Genomic DNA, 19,196 nt, shown 5'->3' with positions numbered 1-19,196 from the left:
CGGCGTTGCCGGTGCACCCTCGCCCCTTGTGGGAGAGGGTGGCTCGCCGCATCGCGGCGAGACGGGTGAGGGGTTCTCTCCGCATGTGAGTCTGTCGCGTTTGAATTCGCGGAGACAACCCCTCATCCGGCGCTTCGCGCCACCTTCTCCCACAAGGGGAGAAGGGCAGTGGTGTTTTCGGCGAAACCTACTCCGCCGTTTGCTCCCTTAGCTCCGCCACATCCTTCGCCGTGAGCTTCGAGCCCTTCGCACCGAACCGCGCCGTGACGTAATTCGCCACCGCCGCGATCTCGTCGTCGGTGTAGGCTTCGCCGAATGCCGGCATCGACAGCGCGCCATCTGGCGTGTGCCGCTTGGTCCCCGACAGCACGATCTGCGCGACGTTGGTGGCGGCGGGATCGTTGACCGCCCAGGTGCCAGTCAGCGTCGCCATCGGCGAGACCGGGCTCTCGCCGCTCCAGCCGTGGCAGCTGGCGCAGGCACCGGCGAACAGCATCTTGCCACGCGCATCCGCCGTGACGCCGTCCTTGTGCGAGGCGGGCGCGACCGGCGCTGTGGTCGCCGGCAGGTCGGGCGAGGGCTGCGGCGGCACGCTGCGCAGATACGCAACGACGCTGCGGATATCCTCCGGCGCGAACTTGCTGAAACTGTGGTCGACCGCTTCACCCATCGGACCCGAGGCCGCGCCATGGCCCGGCGCATGGCCGAGCGACAAATACGAGATCAGGTCCTGGTCGCTCCAATTGCCGAGACCAGTCGCCTTGTCGGAAGAGATGTTGAAGGCGCGCCAGCCCGCCGTGATCGCGCCGGCGAACTTCCTGCGGTTGTCCAGCGCAAAGCCGAGATTACGCGGGGTGTGGCATTCGCCGCAATGCGCCAGGGCCTCCGCGAGATACGCACCGCGATTCCACTCCGGGCTTTTCGAGGTGTCGGGCGCAAAGCGCGTGTCCGGATTGAACACGGCCGACCAGACGATCATCGCCCAGCGCTGGTTGAACGGGAACGACAGCATATTGTCCGGCGCCTTGGCGCGCACCGCCGGAAGGCTGAACAGATACGCCTTCACCGCCAGCACGTCCTCGTCGGTCATGAAGGTGTAGGACGTGTAAGGCATCGCCGGATAGAGCCGCGCGCCGTCACGGCGCTTGCCGTGCTGGACCGCGTTCAGGAAATCCTGGTCATTGTAATTGCCGATGCCGGTGTCCTTGTCCGGCGTGATGTTGGTCGAATAGAGCGTGCCGAACGGCAGCTTGAAGGCGAGTCCGCCGGCATAGTCCTTCTCGCCGGGCTTGGTGTGGCAGACCATGCAGTCGGCCGCCTTCGCAAGGTATTCACCGCGTTCGACGAGACTCGCCTTCTCCAGCTTGGCCGGCACGCCGCTCGGCTTGCCGGCGCGATAGTCCGCCAGCGCCACTTTCGTGCCGCCGGAAAAGTCGAGCGGGCCGGGCCCGCGGATGATCCAGACTCCGATTGCGCCGGCGACAATGGCGATCACGACCAGGCTTGTAAGGATACGCATCTTGCCGCTCATGCCTTCTTCCCCGCAGCCAGCAGTTTCCGATCGATCGGCAGGCGCCGCAGCGCCACGCCGGTTGCGGCGTAGATCGCGTTGCGCAGGGCCGGCGGTCCGGCGTTGACACCAGCTTCGCCGATGCCGCCGGGCGCCTCGCCGCTCTTGACCACGATGACCTCGACCTTCGGCGTCTCGTTGATGCGCATCATGCGGTAGTCGTGGAAGTTCGACTGCTGCACGCGGCCCTTGTCGATGGTGATTTCGCCATAGAGCGCGGCGGTGAGACCGAAGATCAGGCCACCCTCGATCTGCGCCTTCACCGTGTCAGGGTTCACCGCGATGCCGGTGTCGACCACCGAGGTGATGCGGCGCAGCGCGATCTCGCCGTAATCGTCGATCTCGGCTTCGACCACGGTTGCGATGAAGCTCGCGAACGACGGCTGTACGCAGACGCCGCGGCCGACGCGCGCCGGCAGCTTCTCGCCCCAACCGGATATTTCGGCGACCTGCTTCAGCACCGCGAGCATGCGCGGATTCTTCGTCAGCATGGACTTGCGGAATTCGATCGGGTCCTTGCCGGCCTTGCGCGCCAGTTCGTCCATCGCGCATTCGACCGCGAATACGTTGTTGTTCGGACCGACACCGCGCCAGAAGCCGGTCGGCACCGCCGGCGGCTCCACCTGGACATATTCAACGTGGAAATTGGCGAAATCGTACGGTGCATCGACGGCGGCATCGATCGCGTCGATGTCGATGCCCTTCTGGAAGGCCGGCGGCAGCCAGCGCGCCAGCACGGCGGAGCCGGCAACCTTGTATTTCCAGCCGGCGACCTTGCCGTCCACCAGCGACGCCGTGATCTGGTCGCGATAAACAGGACGATAGACGTCGTGCTGGATATCCTCCTCGCGGGTCCAGATCACCTTGACGGGATAGTCGACCTGTTTTGCAATTTTCACCGCGGCGATCACCATGTCGGGCTCGAGCTTGCGGCCGAAGCCGCCGCCGAGCAGGTGCTGGTTGACGATCACCTTGTCGACAGGAAGGCCTGCGGCCTGTGCCGCCGTGGCCTGCACGCGGGTCATGATCTGCGTGCCGGTCCAGATCTCGCAGGCATCGGGCCTGACGTGGACGGTGGCGTTGATCGGCTCCATCGAGGCATGCGCGAGGAACGGCAGCTCGTAAGCGGCCTCGAATTTGTCACCGCTGGCGAGCGCCTTGGCGATGTCGCCTTCGGACTTCGCGATCGCGCCGTCTTTCGCGCTGGCCTTGCGCAGATCGTCCCAGATGTCCTTGGTGGAAATCCTGGCGTTCGGTCCCTCGTTCCACGCGATCTTGAGCGCTTCGAGACCTTTCTTGGCCGCCCACATGTGATCGCCGATCACGGCGACGGCGTCGTCGAGCACGACGACCTTGCGCACGCCGGCGACTTTCATCGCGGCTGTGTCGTCGACCTTGCCGAGTTTGCCGCCGAACACCGGGCAATTAGCGATCACGGCGATCTTCATGCCGGGCAGGATCGCGTCGATGCCGTAGAGCGCCTTGCCGTTGGTCTTCTCGGGCGTATCGAGCCGCTTCAGCGGCTGGCCGATCAGGACGAAGTCCTTGGGATCCTTGATAGTGACGTCCTTGGGCGGCGTCTGGCCCTGCGCGGCAAGCGCCAGCTCGCCATAGCCGAGCTTGCGGCCGGTCGCGGCATGCGCGACTTCGCCCTTCGACGCCGTGCAGCTTGAGGGCTCGACGCCCCATTGGCTGGCCGCGGCCTGCACCAGCATGGCGCGTGCGGTCGCGCCGGCCTTGCGCAGCGGCAGCCACCAGGCGCGGATCGAGTTGGAATTGCCGGTGACTTGCAAGCCGAAGGTCGGGTTGGCGTAGAGCTTGTCGTTGGGCGGGGCGTGCTGGACCTCGACCCTGCTCCAGTCTGCGTCGAGCTCTTCGGCGATCACGGCCGAGATCGACGTGTAAGTGCCCTGGCCCATCTCGACCTGCGGCATCATCAGGACGGTGCGGCCGGTCTCATCGATGCGGATGAAGGCGTTGGGCGCGAACTTGCCTTCGGTGACGTCGCGTTGCGCCGGCTCGTTGCCGGCGGCGCGGAGCGGCAGGTGGAAGGCGAGCAGGAAACCGGTGGCGAGGCCGCCGGTCAGGAGCGTACGGCGGGAGACGCTGTTGTGTGCATTCATGGCAATTCTCACGACTGACGGCCGTTGGCGGCCTGCTTGATGGCCTCGCGGATGCGCACATAGGTGCCGCAGCGGCAGATGTTGCCGGCCATCGCGGCGTCGATGTCGGAATCATCGGGATTCGGCGTTGCCGTCAGCAATGCTGCGGCGGACATGATCTGGCCGGACTGGCAATAGCCGCACTGGATCACTTCGGCATCGAGCCAGGCCTTCTGCACCTTCGCGCCCGCTGGCGTGCTGCCGACATGTTCGATCGTGGTGATGGCGCGGTTCGCGATTGCGCTCACAGGCAACACGCAGGAGCGCACCGCCTTGCCGTCGACATGCACCGTGCAGGCCCCGCATTGCGCGATGCCGCAGCCGAACTTGGTGCCAGTCATGCCGAGGATGTCGCGCAGCACCCACAGCAGCGGCATTTCAGGTGGCGCGTCGAACGATTTCGTTTCGCCGTTGATGGTGAGAACAATTGCCATATGCATCCCCTTGCTCGCTCGATCGCTTGCGGCGATCTAGTCGGCGAATCGCGCGCGACAATAGCCACACCGATGCGAAACGATGAAGTGCCGCAAACGCCGGCAATGCATATTTGCGCTGCTGACGCGTCAGCCCATGATGTTCACGAATTTGTGCGGCGCTCGCTGCACGGGTTTTGGGCTCATTGATATGATAATCGTCATGTTTTGACGCTTTTTCGGAGCGCGCGTCCGTGGTCGCCGCAGATTGTCGTGCGGATTCGCAAAATCATGCGATGATGAAAGTCGTGCGATTGGGAAAGTCGGGCGGGCCGGAGAGCCCCGCGACGGCGCGCCTCGCCTGCGGCCCATCCTTCGCGACGTCCGCCTCCGTGGGCCCTCAGGATGAGGACGGAGTACGCAGCAGCAGTTTCAACGGACACCGATGCAGAAGCCTCATCCTGAGGAGACCGCGGAGCGGTCGTCTCGAAGGACGAGGCGCTTGCTCCGGCCCTGCCAAGTTCAGATGTTGAACTTCGGAATCATAACGTCGCGTCCCTGGTTTGCCCGACGCGTCAAACCGAGACAGAATCCGCCGGCGCAAGTCATTGATTCCGTTGGGCCCGGCTACTGTGCATGGGGTTGTTTTTCGATTTTTTGATTCAGGACGCGCCGCGCGCGCCCGTCAGCCCTGCCGAAACCCCATCCGGAAGGCGCCCCAGTGCTTGCCGCGGATCACGATCGGCGAGGACAGGTCCTTCATCAGCACGAACTGGCCGCCTCCCATGTCGCGGCGGTAGGTCTGGAGCAGAAACGGCTTCGTGCTGCCTGCGACCTTCTTCACCGTGCGGTCGTTGAACATGCGGCGGTTGCGGCAATTGGCGTTATTCCACACGGGGTCCTTGCCCTGCGGCAGGCGGTAGTTGGGGTTATGGGTCGGCAAATAGCCGCTCCGCGCCCAGGCGACGCAATAGACGATGCGCGGATCGGATTTCTGAAGCGGATCCTGAATCGCGGGCAGCACGCGGTCGGTGAAGTCGACGTAATTGGTGAGGTATTGCTTCGGATCGGTGCCGGGAATCTCGCGATAGGTCTCGTCCATGAGCTGTGCGAGCGTGATGTCGCCGCGATCGATCGCGGCTTCGAACTCGGCCGTGATCCGCTTGGCGGCATCGACCACGATGCGGATCAGCGGTGAGTCGGTCGTGTCGACGCCGCTGTCGGCGATCAGCGCGATCAGGCCCTCGGAGGTGTCGAGCAGCTTCGCCACCCGCTCGTCGGCGTTCTTGAGATCGTGCGAGGAGAGGTCGACGCCCTTGGCGAGCTCGTTCAGCTCGCTGATGACGGTGTCGCAATGTCCGAGATTGGAGGTCGCCGCGCGCGTGACGCTGCCGATCTGCGCCTCCACGGAGGCGAATCCTTGCTGGACCCGCGAGATGATGCCGGAGATCTGCTGGGCGCCTTCGCCGGCGGTCTTCGCGCGCTGCGAGGCGTCGCTGCTCTCGCCGATCAGGCCTTCGATCTGGCCGTCGAGATCGCGCACGGTGTCGGAGATCTGGTGCGTGGCCTGGCGGGTGGCTTCCGCGAGATTCTTCACCTCGCTTGCGACCACGGCAAAGCCGCGCCCGGCATTGCCGGCGCGGGCGGCTTCGATGGTTGCGTTCAGCGCGAGCAGATTGGTCTGCTTCGCAATCGCCTCGATCGAGCCGGAGACTTTCGCGACCTGGGCCAGCGCCGAGCCGACCGCGCTGAGGCGCGCTTCGATCCGCTCCACCGCGGCGACGAGCTCGGAGATGTGGCTGACCGCAGCGTCGACGGCGCCGCGCGATTGCGCGATCTCGCCGACCGCCGCGGACGTGGTGGTTTGCACGGCCTGCGATGCATTGGCGATATCGTGGTTGGCCGAGACCATCGTCTCGGCGGTCTCCTGGAGATGGTGGAAACGTTCCGACTGGTTGGCGACGCGGTTGGCGACTTCCTGGACATTGCCGGCAATGTCGGCGAGTTCCACGCCGAGGCCGCCGATGCGGTCGGCAAGCTGATCGATCAGCCGCTCTGCCAGCGTGCGGTTGGAGCCGGTGTCCATGACTGCAAGTTGTACGACGGACATGTTCGATGAGTCCTCCAGTCAGAGCCGTAAACCCGGCTCGGCGGCATTCCCATTCCAACTCAGCTTAAAAGGATGATTCGCGGCCGGCGTCTTGCCTGAGCGTGCACTACAGCTTGTAAGCCGTGCGGAATCCGCCCCAGTGCCGGCCCTGCACGTGGATCGGAACGTCGATCTCGCGCATCATCACCGTATTCCCATTGCCCATGTCGCGCGCATAGCTCTGCACCAGATACGAGCGCAGGTTGCGTGCGGCCGCCAACCCCGCCGGATCGTTGAAGATCCGCCGGTTGCGGCTGTTGGCCGTGTTCCAGGCGACGTCGCCCGGCCGTTGCGGGTGCGAATAGATCTTGTTGTGCACCGGCAGGAAGCCGTTGCGGTCGACCATGGCGCAGAACGCCATGCGCTGGTCCTTGGCCAGAAAGGCCTCCTGTAACGGCGGCAGGGCGCGGTCGGCCCAGTCGAGATATTTCGTGCGGTATTGCTGCGGGTCGGTTCCGGCGATCTGGGCGTAGTCGGTGTCGAACAGGTCGTCGATTCCGACCTCGCCGCCGGCAACCGCCTGCTCGAAAATCCTGGTCAGCGCGTTGCCCGCTTCCATGGCGCGGGTGACGAACTCGGTGTTCTCTTCGTGGATCGCCCAGAGCCTGTCCTCGATCTTTTCGCTGAGCCCGGCATTGGTTCCGACGAATTGCGCACGGGCCCCGGCCTTGGATTGCTCGATCACGCGCAGGCGGCAGGCGCCGACGGCTTCGAGGGTGCCTTCGATGATCGCTTGCGGTGCAAGCCGGCCCGCATCCGCGCCGCCGATCAGCACGCCGTCCATCGCGATCTCATAGACCGGCATCACGCTGCGCGCGGTTTCGAGCTTCAGGTGGCACGGCAGCCGTTCGGTCTTGCGGCGGTCGTCGTGCTCGCTCTGGCGGAGCAGCACCGCGCAGCGCGATTTCAGCTTCTGTGCGAAGGTGGTGACGGCTTTGCCGGCGCTGGCGACGTTCTCGCCGTGGCTCTCGGCCGCCTTGGTCGCGGCGTCGATCTCGGCCGCGCTCTCGCCGACCGAGACGATGAATTCCGAAGCGCTGGCGGCGTTGCCGGAAACGTCGCTGGTGGTGGCGTTCTGTTCGGCGACCGCGCCGTTGACGGTCTCGAACACCGGGCGGATCGCCTCGATCGCCTGCGAAATGCGGTGCACGGCATCCGCGGAGCCGGCGGCGTCGCGCTGCAATGCGTCGATCTTCTTCGTGATCTCTTCCGTGGCGCCTTGCGTCTGCACCGCGAGGGCCTTGACCTCGGTCGCGACGACCGCAAAGCCTCTGCCGGCTGCGCCGGCGCGCGCGGCCTCGATCGTCGAGTTGAGCGCGAGCAGCGTCGTCTGCCGCGCGATCTGGGCGATCAGATTGACGACGTTGCCGATGGCGGCGGAGGATTCGCGCAGGCGATCGACGTTGGCACGGGCTTCCTGCGCCGCGGCGCTGGCCTCGTCCGCGAGCTTGCCGGCCTCGCGAACCTGCGCGCCGATCCCCAGCGCAGACTGCGTGAACTTGTCGGCGGCCTGGGCGAAGGTGGAGGCGGTCGATTGCGCGGCATTGGTGCGGCCGGTGAGGGCGTCGGTGCGGTCGCGGATGGCGGCAAGCGTCGCCGCGGTCGCTTCGGCGCCGCCGGCCACGGAATTGGCGGCGCGTTCGAGCTGGCGGATCATGGCGCCGAGCTCGAGTTCCAGCAGCTCCAGGATCTCCCGGGCCGAATCAGTTTCGGCCGCGGGAACGGGCTCGGAATGGGCCGCCGGCTGCGTAGCCGCCGGGGCGGTCGCAGGCGAAGCCATGTCCGGCAGACGCTTCCGAAATAGTCCGAACGCCATCAGGTCTCTCTGGTCGGAGGACGAGCAAACGCTATTTTCGCAAGCCGGAATGAAATCAGGGTTAACGTTGCCTGACTTTTGGGCTGATGTGCTACGATAATACCTTTAAATCGTAGAACCTCTTTCATTCCGGGCAGTTGGCGGCCTATAAGGCCGCGCTTTCCGCGATCACCTTTGGCTGACGATTCCCCCGAGAGACCCCGCATGGCCGGACATTCCCAATTCAAGAACATCATGCACCGCAAGGGGCGGCAGGATGCCCAGAAGTCGAAGCTGTTCGGCAAGCTGGCGCGGGAAATCACCGTCGCTGCCAAGCTCGGCACGCCCGACCCCAACATGAACCCGCGCCTGCGCGCCGCGATCATCGCGGCGCGTCAGGAGAACATGCCGAAGGACAATATCGAGCGCGCCGTCAAGAAAGCGCTCGGCAACGAGGGCGAGAACTATGACGAGATCCGCTACGAGGGCTATGGCCCGGGCGGCGTCGCCGTGATCGTCGAGGCGCTGACCGACAACCGCAATCGCGCCGCCTCCGACATCCGCTCCTTCTTCACCAAATCCGGCGGCAATCTCGGCGAAACCGGCTCGGTCTCCTTCATGTTCGACCGTACCGGCATCATCGAATACGACCACAGCGTCGCCTCCGACGACGCCGTGCTCGACGCCGCGATCGAGGCCGGCGCCGACGACGTCGTCTCCAGCGAAGCCGGCCACGAGATCTACGCCTCGACCGAAAGCTATCGCGACGTCGCCAAGGCGCTGGAAGCCAAGTTCGGCGAGCCGCGCAAGGCCGCGCTGATCTGGAAGCCGCAGAACACGGTCGCGGTCGACGACGAGACCGGCGAGAAGCTGCTCAAGCTGATGGACCTGCTCAACGAGCACGACGACGTCCAGCAGGTCTACGCCAATTTCGAGGTGTCGGACGCGCTGATGGCGAAGATGGGCGGCTGAGGCCTCGCTCGTGTCCCGGACGCGCTGCAGCGTGCAACGCTGCTGCGCAGAGCCGGGACCCATCGTCCTCCAGGCATCTGTGCCGATATGGGCCCCGGTTCAGCGCCGCACCGCTTCGCGCTGCGTCGCGCCCGGGGCACGAAACCTCCTTTCCCCTGTTACTTCTGTTCTGTTTCTGTTTCGCTATCATGGGCCAACCGCTATCACTGGCCCATGACCGCGCTCCCGATTCGCCAGCCCATCCGCATCATCGGCATCGACCCCGGCCTGCGCCGCACCGGCTGGGGCGTGATCGAGGCTGACGGCAACCGGCTGATCTACGTGGCTTGCGGGTCGGTTGAACCGCCGAACGATCTGCCGCTGGCGAGCCGGTTGCTCGCGATCCACGAAGGTCTCGCCGCCGTGCTGTCGGCCCATCAGCCGATCGAAGCCGCGGTCGAGCAGACCTTCGTGAACAAGGACGGCGTCGCCACCCTCAAGCTCGGTCAGGCCCGCGGCGTCGCCATGCTGGCGCCCGCGATGTTCGGCATCTCGGTCGCCGAATACGCGCCCAACCAGGTCAAGAAGACCGTGGTCGGCGCCGGCCATGCCGAGAAAGCCCAGATCGCGATGATGCTGAAGATCTTGCTTCCCAAGGCTGACCCGCCATCGGCCGACGCCGCCGACGCGCTCGCCATCGCCATCACCCACGCCCATCACCGCCAGAGCACCGCGCTCAGGCTGAAGGTGGCGAGCCTATGATCGGCAAGCTGAAGGGCCTGATCGATTCCTACGGCGAGGATTTTGTCATCCTCGACGTCGGCGGTGTCGGTTACCAGGTGCATTGCTCTACGCGTACCTTGCAACATCTGCCCTCGCCGGGCGAGGCCGCGGTGCTGTCGATCGAGACCTATGTCCGCGAGGATCAAATCAAACTGTTCGGCTTCCGCACCGACCAGGAGCGGGAATGGTTTCGCCTGCTCCAGACCGTGCAGGGCGTCGGTGCCAAGGTCGCACTCGCCGTGCTCGGCACGCTGGCGCCGTCCGATCTCGCCAATGCGATCGCCTTGCGCGACAAGGCCGCGGTGGCGCGCACGCCCGGCGTCGGCCCCAAGGTCGCCGAGCGCATCGTCACCGAATTGAAGGACAAGGCGCCGGCCTTCGCCAATGTCGATCCCGCAGTGGTTCATCTCGCCGGCGCCGTCGATGAGCAGCGCGCGCCGCGTCCCGTGGCGGATGCGATCTCAGCGCTGGTCAATCTCGGCTACGGCCAGCCGCAGGCGGCTGCTGCGATCGCGTCGGCGTCGCGCAGTGCGGGTGAAGGCGCCGAAACGGCGCAGCTCATTCGCCTCGGCCTGAAGGAATTGGCGAAATGAGCGCGGTGATGGTCAGTCTCGTAGGGTGGGCAAAGCGAAGCGTGCCCACGATCTTTCAACCGATCGGAGACGTGGTGGGCACGGCGCGAAGCGCGCCTTTGCCCACCCTACGAGGAGTTCGCTGAGTGAGCGATCCCAAAGCCTCCCGCATGGTCTCGCCCGAGCGCCGCAGCGACGATGTCGGCGACACTGCGCTGCGCCCGCAATCGCTGTCCGATTTCGTCGGCCAGCAGCAGGCGCGCAAGAATCTCTCGATCTTCATCGAGGCGGCGCGCAAGCGCGGCGAGGCGCTTGATCACGTGCTGTTCGTGGGGCCGCCCGGCCTCGGCAAGACCACGCTGGCGCAGATCGTGGCCAAGGAACTGGGCGTCGGCTTTCGCGCGACCTCGGGTCCCGTGATCGCCAAGGCCGGCGATCTCGCAGCCCTCCTCACCAATCTCGAAGAGCGCGACGTGCTCTTTATCGACGAAATCCATCGCCTGAGCCCGGCGGTCGAAGAGGTGCTCTATCCCGCGATGGAGGATTTTCAGCTCGACCTCATCATCGGCGAGGGCCCGGCGGCGCGCTCGGTCAAGATCGAGCTGTCGAAATTCACCCTCGTCGGCGCCACCACGCGCGCCGGCCTGCTCACCAATCCCTTGCGCGACCGCTTCGGCATTCCGGTCCGGCTGAATTTCTACACGATCGAGGAGCTCGAAAGCATCGTCACCCGCGGCGCGCGCGTGCTCAATGTCGGCATGAGCGCCGATGGCGCCAACGAGATCGCACGCCGTGCCCGCGGTACGCCGCGTATCGCCGGCCGCCTGCTCCGTCGCGTGCGCGATTTCGCCTCGGCCGCCGATGCCGACAAGATCGATCGCAAGATTGCCGACCACGCGCTGAGCGCGCTCGAGGTCGACGCCGCGGGCCTCGATGCGATGGATCGTCGCTATCTCACGACCATCGCGATGAACTATGGCGGCGGCCCGGTCGGCGTCGAGACCATGGCTGCAGCGCTGTCCGAGCCGCGCGATGCGATCGAGGACATCATCGAACCCTATCTGATCCAGTGCGGCTATCTCCAGCGCACCCCGCGCGGCCGCCTGCTCACCTCGCACGCCTTCCGTCATCTCGGCATCGCCGAGCCCTCGCGCGATGCGGCGTCACAGTTCGGCCTGTTCGGCTCGGACGAGAACGACGACTGAGCTGCGCAAATGCGGCGGCTCTTCTGACATGAATTTCTGGTAATCTCGTGCAGACGGTCTGCACGAACGCACCCCAATTCCGCTCCAATCGGACAGCATCAACGAGGCGCATCACGATCGGGTTTTCATGATCACGCGCCGTCATCTCATCCGTTCCATCGGCGGTCTGTCCGCCCTCGGCGTCTCGACCGCAGCCTATGGCGTCGGCATCGAGCCGGTGCTGCGGCTGCGCGTCACCCGCTATCATCCGACGCCGCGGCAGTGGCCGGCAGATCTTTCGCTGAAGATTGCCGCCATCGCCGACATCCACGCCTGCGATCCCTGGATGTCGCTGGAGCGGATCGAAGGAATCGTCGAGCGCACCAACGCGCTCAACGCCGATATCATCGTGCTGCTCGGCGACTATGTCGCCGGCCTTCACCACGTCACGCGGTTCATTCCGTCGCGCGAATGGGCGAGAGTGCTGGCCGGCCTGAAGGCGCCGCTCGGCGTCCATGCCGTGATGGGCAACCACGATTATTGGGACGACAGGACGGTGCAGCAGGCAGGGCACGGGCCGACCATCGCTCATCGTGCGCTGGAGGCGGTCGGCATCCCCGTCTACGAGAATGACGCCGTGCGCCTCAGCAAGGACGGCCGCCCGTTCTGGCTCGCCGGTCTCGGCGACCAACTGGCCTTCCTGCCGGCACGGCGCTTGCGCAGCACCGGGCGCTTCGGCGCCGACGATCTCGCAGGCACGCTGGCGAAGGTCACCGACGACGCGCCGGTCATCCTGCTCGCGCACGAGCCCAACATCGCGCCGCTCGTGCCCGGGCGCGTCGCGCTGCAACTGTCCGGCCATACCCATGGCGGCCAGATTCGCCTGCTCGGCTGGTCGCCGGCGGTTTCGCCCAAGAACGGCCTGCGCCTCGCCTATGGCCACTTCCGGCTGAAATGCGACCTCATCATCTCCGGCGGCCTCGGTTGCAGCATCATGCCGGTCCGCGTCGGCGTGCCGCCCGAGATCGTCGAAGTGACGCTGGGGCGGGCAGGGCAGGTTGTGTCCTGACGCGCTTGCGCGGTCGGCCGTTTTTGCGCAAAACGGACCCGTAGCGACAAGCGAAGGGGCTCGCGACGTGACAGCTCATCTCGACGGCGAGATCCGCGACGGCCGCCACCACATGCAGGTCCGCGTCTATTACGAGGACACGGATTTCTCCGGCATCGTCTATCACGCGAATTATCTGCGCTACATGGAGCGTGGCCGCACCAATCACCTCAGGCTGATGGGCGCCGAGCAGCAGGCGCTGTTCGATCAGGTGGAGACCGAAGGCGCGGGCTTTGCGTTCGTGGTGCGCTCGATGCATCTGGATTTCCTGAAACCGGCGCGGATGGACGACGTGCTCGACGTCGTGACCTGGCCGGTTGCCGTAAAGGGCGCCTCGATCATGCTGGCGCAGGAAGTCCGTCGCGGCGAGGAGGTTCTGGTGAAGGCCGAGGTCCGCGTCGCCTTCATCAGCGGCGGCCGCGCCCAGCCGATCCCGAAATCGATCCGCGCATTGATGAAGGCCGATTTGATTTCATGATCGCCCGATAAGTGATCACCCGATTTGTGATGACCACTCGACTCCGCCAATTGCGGCGATAGATTGCGGCCTCCGACCAACCGATGAGGCCATGATGTCGCGCCCGCCGCTTCCACCCTTCACCCGTGAGACCGCCGCGCAAAAGGCCCGCATGGCCGAGGATGCGTGGAATTCACGCGACCCGGTGCGCGTCTCGCTCGCCTATACCGAGGACAGCCGCTGGCGCAATCGCTCCGAGGTCTTGCAGGGCCGCGACGCCATCGTCGCGTTCCTCACCCGCAAATGGGAGAAGGAGCAGGACTACCGCCTGATCAAGGACCTCTGGGCCTTCGACCAGAACCGCATCGCGGCGCGCTTCCAGTACGAATGGCACGACGCCGGCGGCCAGTGGTATCGCTCCTACGGCAACGAGCAGTGGGAGTTCGACGAGCACGGCTTGATGAAGCGGCGCGAGGCGTCGATCAACGACATCGCGATCGCGGAGAAGGACCGCCGGTTTCATTGGGCAGCGCCCGGGCCGCGGCCGGCGGATGTGCCGGGGCTGGGGACGGATCCGTTCTGAAGCTTGCAAGACAGCACAGCGAGCACACTGCACCCTCGCCCCTTGTGGGAGAGGGTGGCTCGCCGCGCAGCGGAGAGACGGGTGAGGGGTTCTCTCCGCGAGTCCATCTCTTAGCTGAATGTGCGGACGCATACCCCTCATCCGGCGCTTCGCGCCACCTTCTCCCACAAGGGGAGAAGGGAAGAGTCTGCGTGGCGAGAGCTGCGGACTACGTTGCAGTACGCTTGGTCAAGAACCTCGTGATCGCCCCACCGAGCTTCGCGCTGTCCAACGGCTCCGCCAGCGACGCCCTTGCCGTCGCGACAACGTCCTCCGGCGCCTTGCCGTCACGCAGCGCACAGCACACTTCCGCAAACTCCACGTCGAACTCCGGATGCGGCTGCACCGTCAGCGTGGTGCCGTTGGCGTAGAGCAGGCCGGCATGCGGGGTGAAGTCGGACGAGAGGATCGTGAGCGCGTCGTTGGGTGGCTCGATCACCTGATCCTGATGCGAGGCGGCGATTGCGACCTCCTCGCCATCGACGACGCCGTTCTCCGGCAGCACCCGATAGACGTGCCGGCCGATGCCCCAGCCCTTTTCGGATTTGCGTACCGTACCGCCGAGCGCCTGCGCGATCAGCTGATGACCGAAGCAGACGCCGACCATCGGCGTCTTGTTGGCGTAGGCGGTGCGGACGAAATCCTCCAGCGGCGCGATCCAGTCGAGCCCGTCATAGACGCCGGCGGCAGCACCTGTGATCAGCACGGCCTCGAGCTTGCCAGGATCGGGAAGCGCGTCGCCGTTCGGGATGCTGACGACGTCTACCGTAGCCGTGGGGTCTTCGGTGCGGACCATGCGTTCGAACATGTCCGGGAACGAGCCGTGCTGGTCCCGATATTTTTGCGGGACCTGTCCGGTCTCGATGATGGTGATGCGTGCCATCTGCCCCCCAAGGTCAAAAGGTTGCGAAGCTCAGTCGCTTTCTGCCCCATGTTGCTGGTGCGGCGCTGTACTCTCCAGCAGCGCGCTCTGCTTTCGCACCTCGTGGAGAAAGGCCTTGGCCAAACGCGACAGCGGTTCGGCCTCCGACCATAGCATATAGGCGACCGCGTGCGTCGTCGGCGTGAACGGGCGGACGACGAGGCCGCTGCCGCCGTTCTGCCGCGGCGAGTAGGGATCGACCACGGCGGCGCCGACGCCGGCGGCGGCGAGCACGCAGGCCGTGTTGCAGTAGCGCACCTCGACGGTCGGTTGGAACGGCGCGCCGCCACGGGCAAAACTGTCGCGCACGGCTTCGCCCAGCCGCGTGCCTCGTTCGAGCCCGATGAAAGGCAGGCCGGACAGATCCGAAGCCGAGATCACGGACCTGTCGGCGAGCGGATGCTGCGGCGGCAATACGCACACCATTTCGCCGGTATGCACCACCTCATGCGCGATGCCGGGATGATGCGTCAGCCCGAGCGCAAAGCCGAGCTCGGCGACGCGGCTGAGCACGCCCTCGATGATGCCCTCGTAGCGCCGCACGTCGAAGAACACGCGCGTCTCCGGGCGGCGTCGCAGGAAGCCTGAGAGCGCGGAGGGAATGATGCTGTAGGCCAGCGGCGGCGTCGCCACGATGGCAAGGTGCCCGGAGCGGTTCTCGCGCAGATCGCGCACGCGGTTCTCGAGCTTTGCATGCAGCGCGAAGATAGCTTCGCTCTCCTTGTACAGCGCCATCGCTTCCGCGGTCGGAAACAGCCGGTTGTTGACCCGCTCGAACAAGGCGAAGCCCGCCTGCGCCTCCATCGTCTTCAGCGCATTGCTGACCGCGGGTTGCGACAGCGCCAGCTCGTCCGCGGCCGCGACCGTGGTGCGATGGCGGATGACGGCGCGCAGGATTTCGAGCTGACGCAGGTTCATATCACTGCCGATTATACTCAGGGCCAAAACATCATAGCAGAACGAATTGATTTTGCAGCCCCGCTCGCCCGTAATGGCGGCGGATTTGCACGTCGCATCAAGGGGTTCATTAGCCCATTGAGGCAGCACTGCGCACAGATTGGAGGCAATCTTGGTTCGTGTCCTTCGCGCCGCCGCAGCACAAATGGGGCCGACGCAAAAAGCCGATACGCGCGAGCATACGTTGTCGCGGATGCTTGCTCTGCTGGAGGAGGCGGCCGGCCGCGGCGCGAGCCTCGTGGTGTTCCCCGAGCTTGCCTTCACCACTTTCTTCCCGCGCTGGCTGCTCGAGGGCGAGGCGCTCGACCGCCATTTCGAGCGCGGAATGCCGAACCCGGCCGTGGCAAAACTGTTCGATCGCGCGCGGGCGCTGCGCGTCGGCTTGTATGTCGGCTATGCCGAACTGACGCCGGACGGCCGTCGCTACAATTGCGCCATCCTGGTCGATCGCGACGGCGAGATCCTGGGCCGCTATCGCAAGGTGCACCTGCCCGGCTCGGTCGAGCCACGGCCGGGCGCGCGCTACCAGCAGCTCGAGAAGCGCTATTTCGAATATGGCGACCTCGGCTTTCCCGCCTTCCGCGCCGGCTCGGCCTGGGCCCATGCCATCATGGGTATGATGATCTGCAACGATCGGCGCTGGCCGGAATCCTGGCGCGTGCTCGGCCTGCAAGGCGTCGAGCTCGTCTGCATCGGCTACAACTCGGCCGCCTACGATCCCAATGGCGGTACCACCGAAGACGGCGCGCTCCGTACCTTCCACTCGACGCTGGTGACGCAGGCCAACGCCTACATGAACGCGACCTGGGCGATCTCGGTGGCGAAGGCGGGCGAGGAGGATGGCTCCGGGCTGATCGGCGGCTCCTGCATCGTCGATCCTAATGGGCGCATCGTCGCGCAGGCGCAGACGCTCGCCGATGAAGTGATCGTCGCCGACATCGATCTCGATATGTGCCGCCAGGGCAAGGACAAGATGTTCAACTTCGCCGCCCACCGGCGGCCGGAGCAATACAGGGTGATCACCGAACGTGCCGGCGTCATCGAGCCGGCCGTTCTCGATGCGGATTGATCTCAAACGGCCGGTCGCGGCGTTGGCAAAGGAGCTGACATGACACGCCTCTCGCAAATCTTCGCCCTCGCAGCCTTGGCTGCCGCGACGCCGGCGCAGGCGGCCGAGCTTCCGGCGGAGATCAAGCAGGCGGGCACGCTGAAGCTCACGGTCAACTCCACCTATGCGCCGATGGAATATCGCGATCCCGCGACCAACGAACTGGTCGGGCTCGACATCGATCTGGCCAACGAGCTCGCCAAGCGGCTCGGTGGCCTCAAGATCGTCTGGAGCGAGACGCCGTTCGCCGAGCTGATCCCCTCGCTGCAGACCAGGCGCGCCGATTTCATCATCTCAGGCATCTCCGACCGCGCCTCGCGGCGCGAGACCGCCGATTTCATCGATTACCTCCAGACCGGCCCGCAATTCTTCGTCATGGCCGACAATGCAGCCAAGGACGCGGCCGATCTCTGCGGCAAGAAGGTCGGCACCACCCGCAGCACCAGCTTCCCGGTGGAGATCGAGAAGTGGAGCAAGCAGAATTGCGAGCCGGCCGGCAAGCCCGCGATCCAGTACGTCCCCGGCGAAAACTCGATCGACGTCCGCAACCAGCTCAAGCAGGGCCGCATCGACGCCGCCGTGCAGGGCAGCGAGACGCTGCCTTACGCGCAAACGCAGGAGCCCGGCAAATACCGCGTCGTCGGCGAGCCCTTCGCCAAGGGCTACCAGGGCATCATGTTCCGCAAGGACGACGTCGCCTTGCGCGAGGTCGTGACCGAGAAACTCACCGCCATGATCGCCGATGGCGCCTACAAGGCGGTCCTCGACAAATGGGGCCTGGGTGCCAACGCGGTCGCCCAGCCCATGCTGAACGCGGCGCCGCAATGAAGCCGGCGCCGGCACTCGCGGAGGGTTTCCCCGATCTGTCCGGGATGCAGATCGCGCGCGAGCCGCACTGGTTTCGCTGGCTCAGTGCCGCGCTGATCGTCCTCGTGCTCGCGGCCATCGCGCGCGCGTTCGCGAACGGACAGATCGAATGGTCCTATGTCAGCCGCTTCCTGACCGCAAAGGTCATCCTCGAAGGCATCGTCAACACCATGGTGATGGCGGTGCTGGCGATGGCACTCGGCATCGTGCTCGGCATCGTCGTCGCGGTCATGCGGCTGTCGCCCAATCCGGTGCTGAAGACGGTCGCCGCCGGCTACACCTGGCTGTTCCGCGGCACGCCGCTGATCCTGCAACTTCTGCTCTGGTTCAATCTTGCGCTGGTGTTCCCGACCATCGGCATTCCCGGCCTGTGGAGCGCGCGTGCCGTCGACGTCATGACGCCGTTCCTTGCCGCGCTGCTCGGGCTCGGCATCAACCAGGGTGCCTACACTTCCGAGGTGATGCGCGCCGGCATGCTGTCGGTCGACATCGGGCAGTATGAAGCGGCGCAGGCGATCGGCATGGGGCGGCTGCGCGCGCTGCGGCGGATCGTGCTGCCGCAGGCGATGCGCGTGGTGATCCCGCCGCTCGGCAACGAGTTCATCGGCATGGTGAAGGCGACCTCGCTCGCGAGCGTGATCCAGTACCCAGAACTGCTGCACAACGCCGAGAACATCTATTACGCCAATTCCCGCGTGATTGAGCTCTTGATCGTCGCCGGGCTCTGGTACCTGCTCGTGGTCTCGATCCTGACGCCGCTCCAGATGCTGCTCGAACGCCGCTTTGCGCGCGGCACATTGCGGCTCGCGCGATGACAAAACCTCTCGTCGCGATCCGCTCCGTCGCCAAGAACTTTGGCGAGTTCCAGGCTCTCAGAAGCGTTTCGCTCGACGTCTGGCCCGGCGAGGTGATGTGCCTGATCGGCGCCTCCGGCTCCGGCAAGACCACGCTGCTCCGCTGCATCAACCAGCTCGCCACGATCGATGCCGGCGGCATCTGGCTCGACGGCGAGCTGTTGGGGGTGCGCGAGCTGGGTGGGCGGCTGCATCGGCTCAGCGAACGCGAGATCGGGCGGCAGCGGCTCAAGACCGGCATGGTGTTCCAGCGCTTCAATTTGTTTCCGCACAAGACCGCGCTGGAGAACATCACCGAAGGTCCGCTCCAGGTGCAGGGCCGCAAGCTGGGTGAGGTGCGTGCGGAAGCGCTCGAACTGCTGCGCCGCGTCGGATTGTCCGCGAAGGCGGACTGGTATCCCGCGCAGCTCTCCGGCGGCCAGCAGCAGCGGGTCGCGATCGCGCGGGCGCTGGCGATGAAGCCGATGCTGATGCTGTTCGATGAACCGACCAGCGCGCTCGATCCCGAGCTCGTCGGCGAGGTGCTCGCGGTCATGAAGGAGCTGGCGAAGAGTGGCATGACCATGATGGTGGTGACGCACGAGCTCGGCTTCGCGCGCGAGGTCGCCGACCGCGTCGTCTACATGGACCAGGGCGCGATCGTCGAGCAGGGCCGCGCCTCGGACGTATTGGGCGCACCGCGCGAGGAGCGTACCAGGGCATTTCTTTCGGCAGTGATCTGA

At 65.6% G+C, this 19,196-nt stretch carries 18 protein-coding genes; 11 read left to right on the top strand and 7 right to left on the bottom strand.

Annotation, left to right across the window (positions count from 1 at the left end; translation table 11 throughout):
• Positions 1-187 precede the first annotated feature (187 nt).
• The 5 genes from CIT40_RS29165 to CIT40_RS29145 all read right to left on the bottom strand — a co-directional run bounded on the left by CIT40_RS29165 (position 188) and on the right by CIT40_RS29145 (position 8,110).
• Positions 188-1,531 carry a c-type cytochrome gene (locus tag CIT40_RS29165; protein WP_094893321.1) on the bottom strand — a complete coding sequence of 448 codons (1,344 nt, stop codon included), beginning with the start codon at positions 1,529-1,531 and terminating at the stop codon, positions 188-190.
• Positions 1,528-3,693: a xanthine dehydrogenase family protein molybdopterin-binding subunit gene (locus CIT40_RS29160; RefSeq protein WP_162307727.1), complete on the bottom strand. Its 2,166-nt coding sequence runs from the start codon at positions 3,691-3,693 to the stop codon at positions 1,528-1,530. The genes CIT40_RS29165 and CIT40_RS29160 overlap by 4 nt, the downstream gene beginning before the upstream one ends.
• An 8-nt stretch (positions 3,694-3,701) precedes the next feature.
• A complete protein-coding gene (locus CIT40_RS29155; protein WP_193550891.1) occupies positions 3,702-4,166 on the bottom strand; it encodes a (2Fe-2S)-binding protein in 465 nt (154 codons plus the stop codon).
• Between the two features lie 664 nt (positions 4,167-4,830).
• Entirely contained in the window at positions 4,831-6,255 is a 1,425-nt protein-coding gene (locus CIT40_RS29150; protein WP_094893324.1) for a methyl-accepting chemotaxis protein, read from the bottom strand.
• A 106-nt stretch (positions 6,256-6,361) separates the two neighbouring features.
• Positions 6,362-8,110, bottom strand: a complete 1,749-nt coding sequence (locus CIT40_RS29145) for a methyl-accepting chemotaxis protein (protein WP_162307726.1) — start codon at positions 8,108-8,110, stop codon at positions 6,362-6,364.
• Positions 8,111-8,314: 204 nt separating this feature from the next.
• Between CIT40_RS29145 and CIT40_RS29140 the strand changes: the two genes are divergently transcribed.
• From CIT40_RS29140 to CIT40_RS29110, 7 genes are all read left to right on the top strand, one after another.
• Positions 8,315-9,061 carry a YebC/PmpR family DNA-binding transcriptional regulator gene (locus CIT40_RS29140; protein ID WP_094893326.1) on the top strand — a complete coding sequence of 249 codons (747 nt, stop codon included), beginning with the start codon at positions 8,315-8,317 and terminating at the stop codon, positions 9,059-9,061.
• Positions 9,062-9,274: 213 nt separating this feature from the next.
• Positions 9,275-9,802 (top strand): crossover junction endodeoxyribonuclease RuvC, encoded by a 528-nt coding sequence (gene ruvC, locus CIT40_RS29135; protein ID WP_094893327.1) that lies wholly within the window; start codon positions 9,275-9,277, stop codon positions 9,800-9,802.
• On the top strand, positions 9,799-10,416 hold the full coding sequence (ruvA, locus tag CIT40_RS29130) for a Holliday junction branch migration protein RuvA (protein ID WP_094893328.1): 618 nt from the start codon (positions 9,799-9,801) through the stop codon (positions 10,414-10,416). Before ruvC ends, ruvA begins: the two co-directional genes overlap by 4 nt.
• A 149-nt stretch (positions 10,417-10,565) precedes the next feature.
• Entirely contained in the window at positions 10,566-11,600 is a 1,035-nt protein-coding gene (gene ruvB, locus CIT40_RS29125) for a Holliday junction branch migration DNA helicase RuvB (protein ID WP_193550937.1), read from the top strand.
• A gap of 127 nt (positions 11,601-11,727) precedes the next feature.
• Positions 11,728-12,648, top strand: a complete 921-nt coding sequence (locus tag CIT40_RS29120; protein WP_094893330.1) for a metallophosphoesterase — start codon at positions 11,728-11,730, stop codon at positions 12,646-12,648.
• A 67-nt stretch (positions 12,649-12,715) separates the two neighbouring features.
• The gene (gene ybgC / locus CIT40_RS29115; protein ID WP_094893331.1) at positions 12,716-13,165 is read left to right on the top strand and encodes a tol-pal system-associated acyl-CoA thioesterase; all 450 of its coding nucleotides are present in this window, start codon (positions 12,716-12,718) and stop codon (positions 13,163-13,165) included.
• A 94-nt stretch (positions 13,166-13,259) separates the two neighbouring features.
• The gene (locus CIT40_RS29110; protein ID WP_094893542.1) at positions 13,260-13,727 is read left to right on the top strand and encodes a nuclear transport factor 2 family protein; all 468 of its coding nucleotides are present in this window, start codon (positions 13,260-13,262) and stop codon (positions 13,725-13,727) included.
• Positions 13,728-13,935: 208 nt separating this feature from the next.
• Here CIT40_RS29110 and CIT40_RS29105 read toward each other — a convergent pair whose 3' ends face one another.
• Positions 13,936-14,649 (bottom strand): type 1 glutamine amidotransferase, encoded by a 714-nt coding sequence (locus CIT40_RS29105; protein ID WP_094893332.1) that lies wholly within the window; start codon positions 14,647-14,649, stop codon positions 13,936-13,938.
• A 30-nt stretch (positions 14,650-14,679) separates the two neighbouring features.
• Positions 14,680-15,606, bottom strand: a complete 927-nt coding sequence (locus tag CIT40_RS29100) for a LysR family transcriptional regulator (protein ID WP_094893333.1) — start codon at positions 15,604-15,606, stop codon at positions 14,680-14,682.
• A gap of 184 nt (positions 15,607-15,790) precedes the next feature.
• Here CIT40_RS29100 and CIT40_RS29095 point away from each other — a divergent pair, with 184 nt between their 5' ends.
• Genes CIT40_RS29095 through CIT40_RS29080 form a run of 4 tightly spaced genes read left to right on the top strand, consistent with a single transcriptional unit; the run spans position 15,791 to position 19,196 of the window.
• A complete protein-coding gene (locus tag CIT40_RS29095) occupies positions 15,791-16,714 on the top strand; it encodes an N-carbamoyl-D-amino-acid hydrolase (protein ID WP_244612020.1) in 924 nt (307 codons plus the stop codon).
• A 39-nt stretch (positions 16,715-16,753) separates the two neighbouring features.
• Entirely contained in the window at positions 16,754-17,581 is an 828-nt protein-coding gene (locus tag CIT40_RS29090) for an ABC transporter substrate-binding protein (protein ID WP_094893334.1), read from the top strand.
• Positions 17,578-18,435: an amino acid ABC transporter permease gene (locus CIT40_RS29085; protein ID WP_162307725.1), complete on the top strand. Its 858-nt coding sequence runs from the start codon at positions 17,578-17,580 to the stop codon at positions 18,433-18,435. Before CIT40_RS29090 ends, CIT40_RS29085 begins: the two co-directional genes overlap by 4 nt.
• A complete protein-coding gene (locus CIT40_RS29080; protein WP_094893336.1) occupies positions 18,432-19,196 on the top strand; it encodes an amino acid ABC transporter ATP-binding protein in 765 nt (254 codons plus the stop codon). Before CIT40_RS29085 ends, CIT40_RS29080 begins: the two co-directional genes overlap by 4 nt.

The organism is Bradyrhizobium amphicarpaeae (assembly GCF_002266435.3).
Lineage (GTDB): Bacteria > Pseudomonadota > Alphaproteobacteria > Rhizobiales > Xanthobacteraceae > Bradyrhizobium > Bradyrhizobium amphicarpaeae.
Note: the sequence above shows the minus strand (reverse complement) of the source record. Positions and strands in the feature narration are given on the sequence as shown.

Excerpts from the sequence above, each read along its gene's own strand:
- CIT40_RS29145 (WP_162307726.1), bottom strand. The coding sequence starts at position 8,110 with ATGGCGTTCGGACTATTTCGGAAGCGTCTGCCGGACATGGCTTCGCCT.
- CIT40_RS29105 (WP_094893332.1), bottom strand. The coding sequence starts at position 14,649 with ATGGCACGCATCACCATCATCGAGACCGGACAGGTCCCGCAAAAATAT.
- CIT40_RS29085 (WP_162307725.1), top strand. The coding sequence starts at position 17,578 with ATGAAGCCGGCGCCGGCACTCGCGGAGGGTTTCCCCGATCTGTCCGGG.
- CIT40_RS29150 (WP_094893324.1), bottom strand. The coding sequence starts at position 6,255 with ATGTCCGTCGTACAACTTGCAGTCATGGACACCGGCTCCAACCGCACG.
- CIT40_RS29100 (WP_094893333.1), bottom strand. The coding sequence starts at position 15,606 with ATGAACCTGCGTCAGCTCGAAATCCTGCGCGCCGTCATCCGCCATCGC.
- CIT40_RS29080 (WP_094893336.1), top strand. The coding sequence starts at position 18,432 with ATGACAAAACCTCTCGTCGCGATCCGCTCCGTCGCCAAGAACTTTGGC.
- CIT40_RS29090 (WP_094893334.1), top strand. The coding sequence starts at position 16,754 with ATGACACGCCTCTCGCAAATCTTCGCCCTCGCAGCCTTGGCTGCCGCG.
- CIT40_RS29160 (WP_162307727.1), bottom strand. The coding sequence starts at position 3,693 with ATGAATGCACACAACAGCGTCTCCCGCCGTACGCTCCTGACCGGCGGC.
- CIT40_RS29155 (WP_193550891.1), bottom strand. The coding sequence starts at position 4,166 with ATGGCAATTGTTCTCACCATCAACGGCGAAACGAAATCGTTCGACGCG.
- ruvB (WP_193550937.1), top strand. The coding sequence starts at position 10,566 with ATGGTCTCGCCCGAGCGCCGCAGCGACGATGTCGGCGACACTGCGCTG.
- CIT40_RS29165 (WP_094893321.1), bottom strand. The coding sequence starts at position 1,531 with ATGAGCGGCAAGATGCGTATCCTTACAAGCCTGGTCGTGATCGCCATT.
- ruvA (WP_094893328.1), top strand. The coding sequence starts at position 9,799 with ATGATCGGCAAGCTGAAGGGCCTGATCGATTCCTACGGCGAGGATTTT.
- ruvC (WP_094893327.1), top strand. The coding sequence starts at position 9,275 with ATGACCGCGCTCCCGATTCGCCAGCCCATCCGCATCATCGGCATCGAC.
- CIT40_RS29120 (WP_094893330.1), top strand. The coding sequence starts at position 11,728 with ATGATCACGCGCCGTCATCTCATCCGTTCCATCGGCGGTCTGTCCGCC.
- CIT40_RS29140 (WP_094893326.1), top strand. The coding sequence starts at position 8,315 with ATGGCCGGACATTCCCAATTCAAGAACATCATGCACCGCAAGGGGCGG.
- CIT40_RS29110 (WP_094893542.1), top strand. The coding sequence starts at position 13,260 with ATGTCGCGCCCGCCGCTTCCACCCTTCACCCGTGAGACCGCCGCGCAA.
- CIT40_RS29095 (WP_244612020.1), top strand. The coding sequence starts at position 15,791 with ATGGGGCCGACGCAAAAAGCCGATACGCGCGAGCATACGTTGTCGCGG.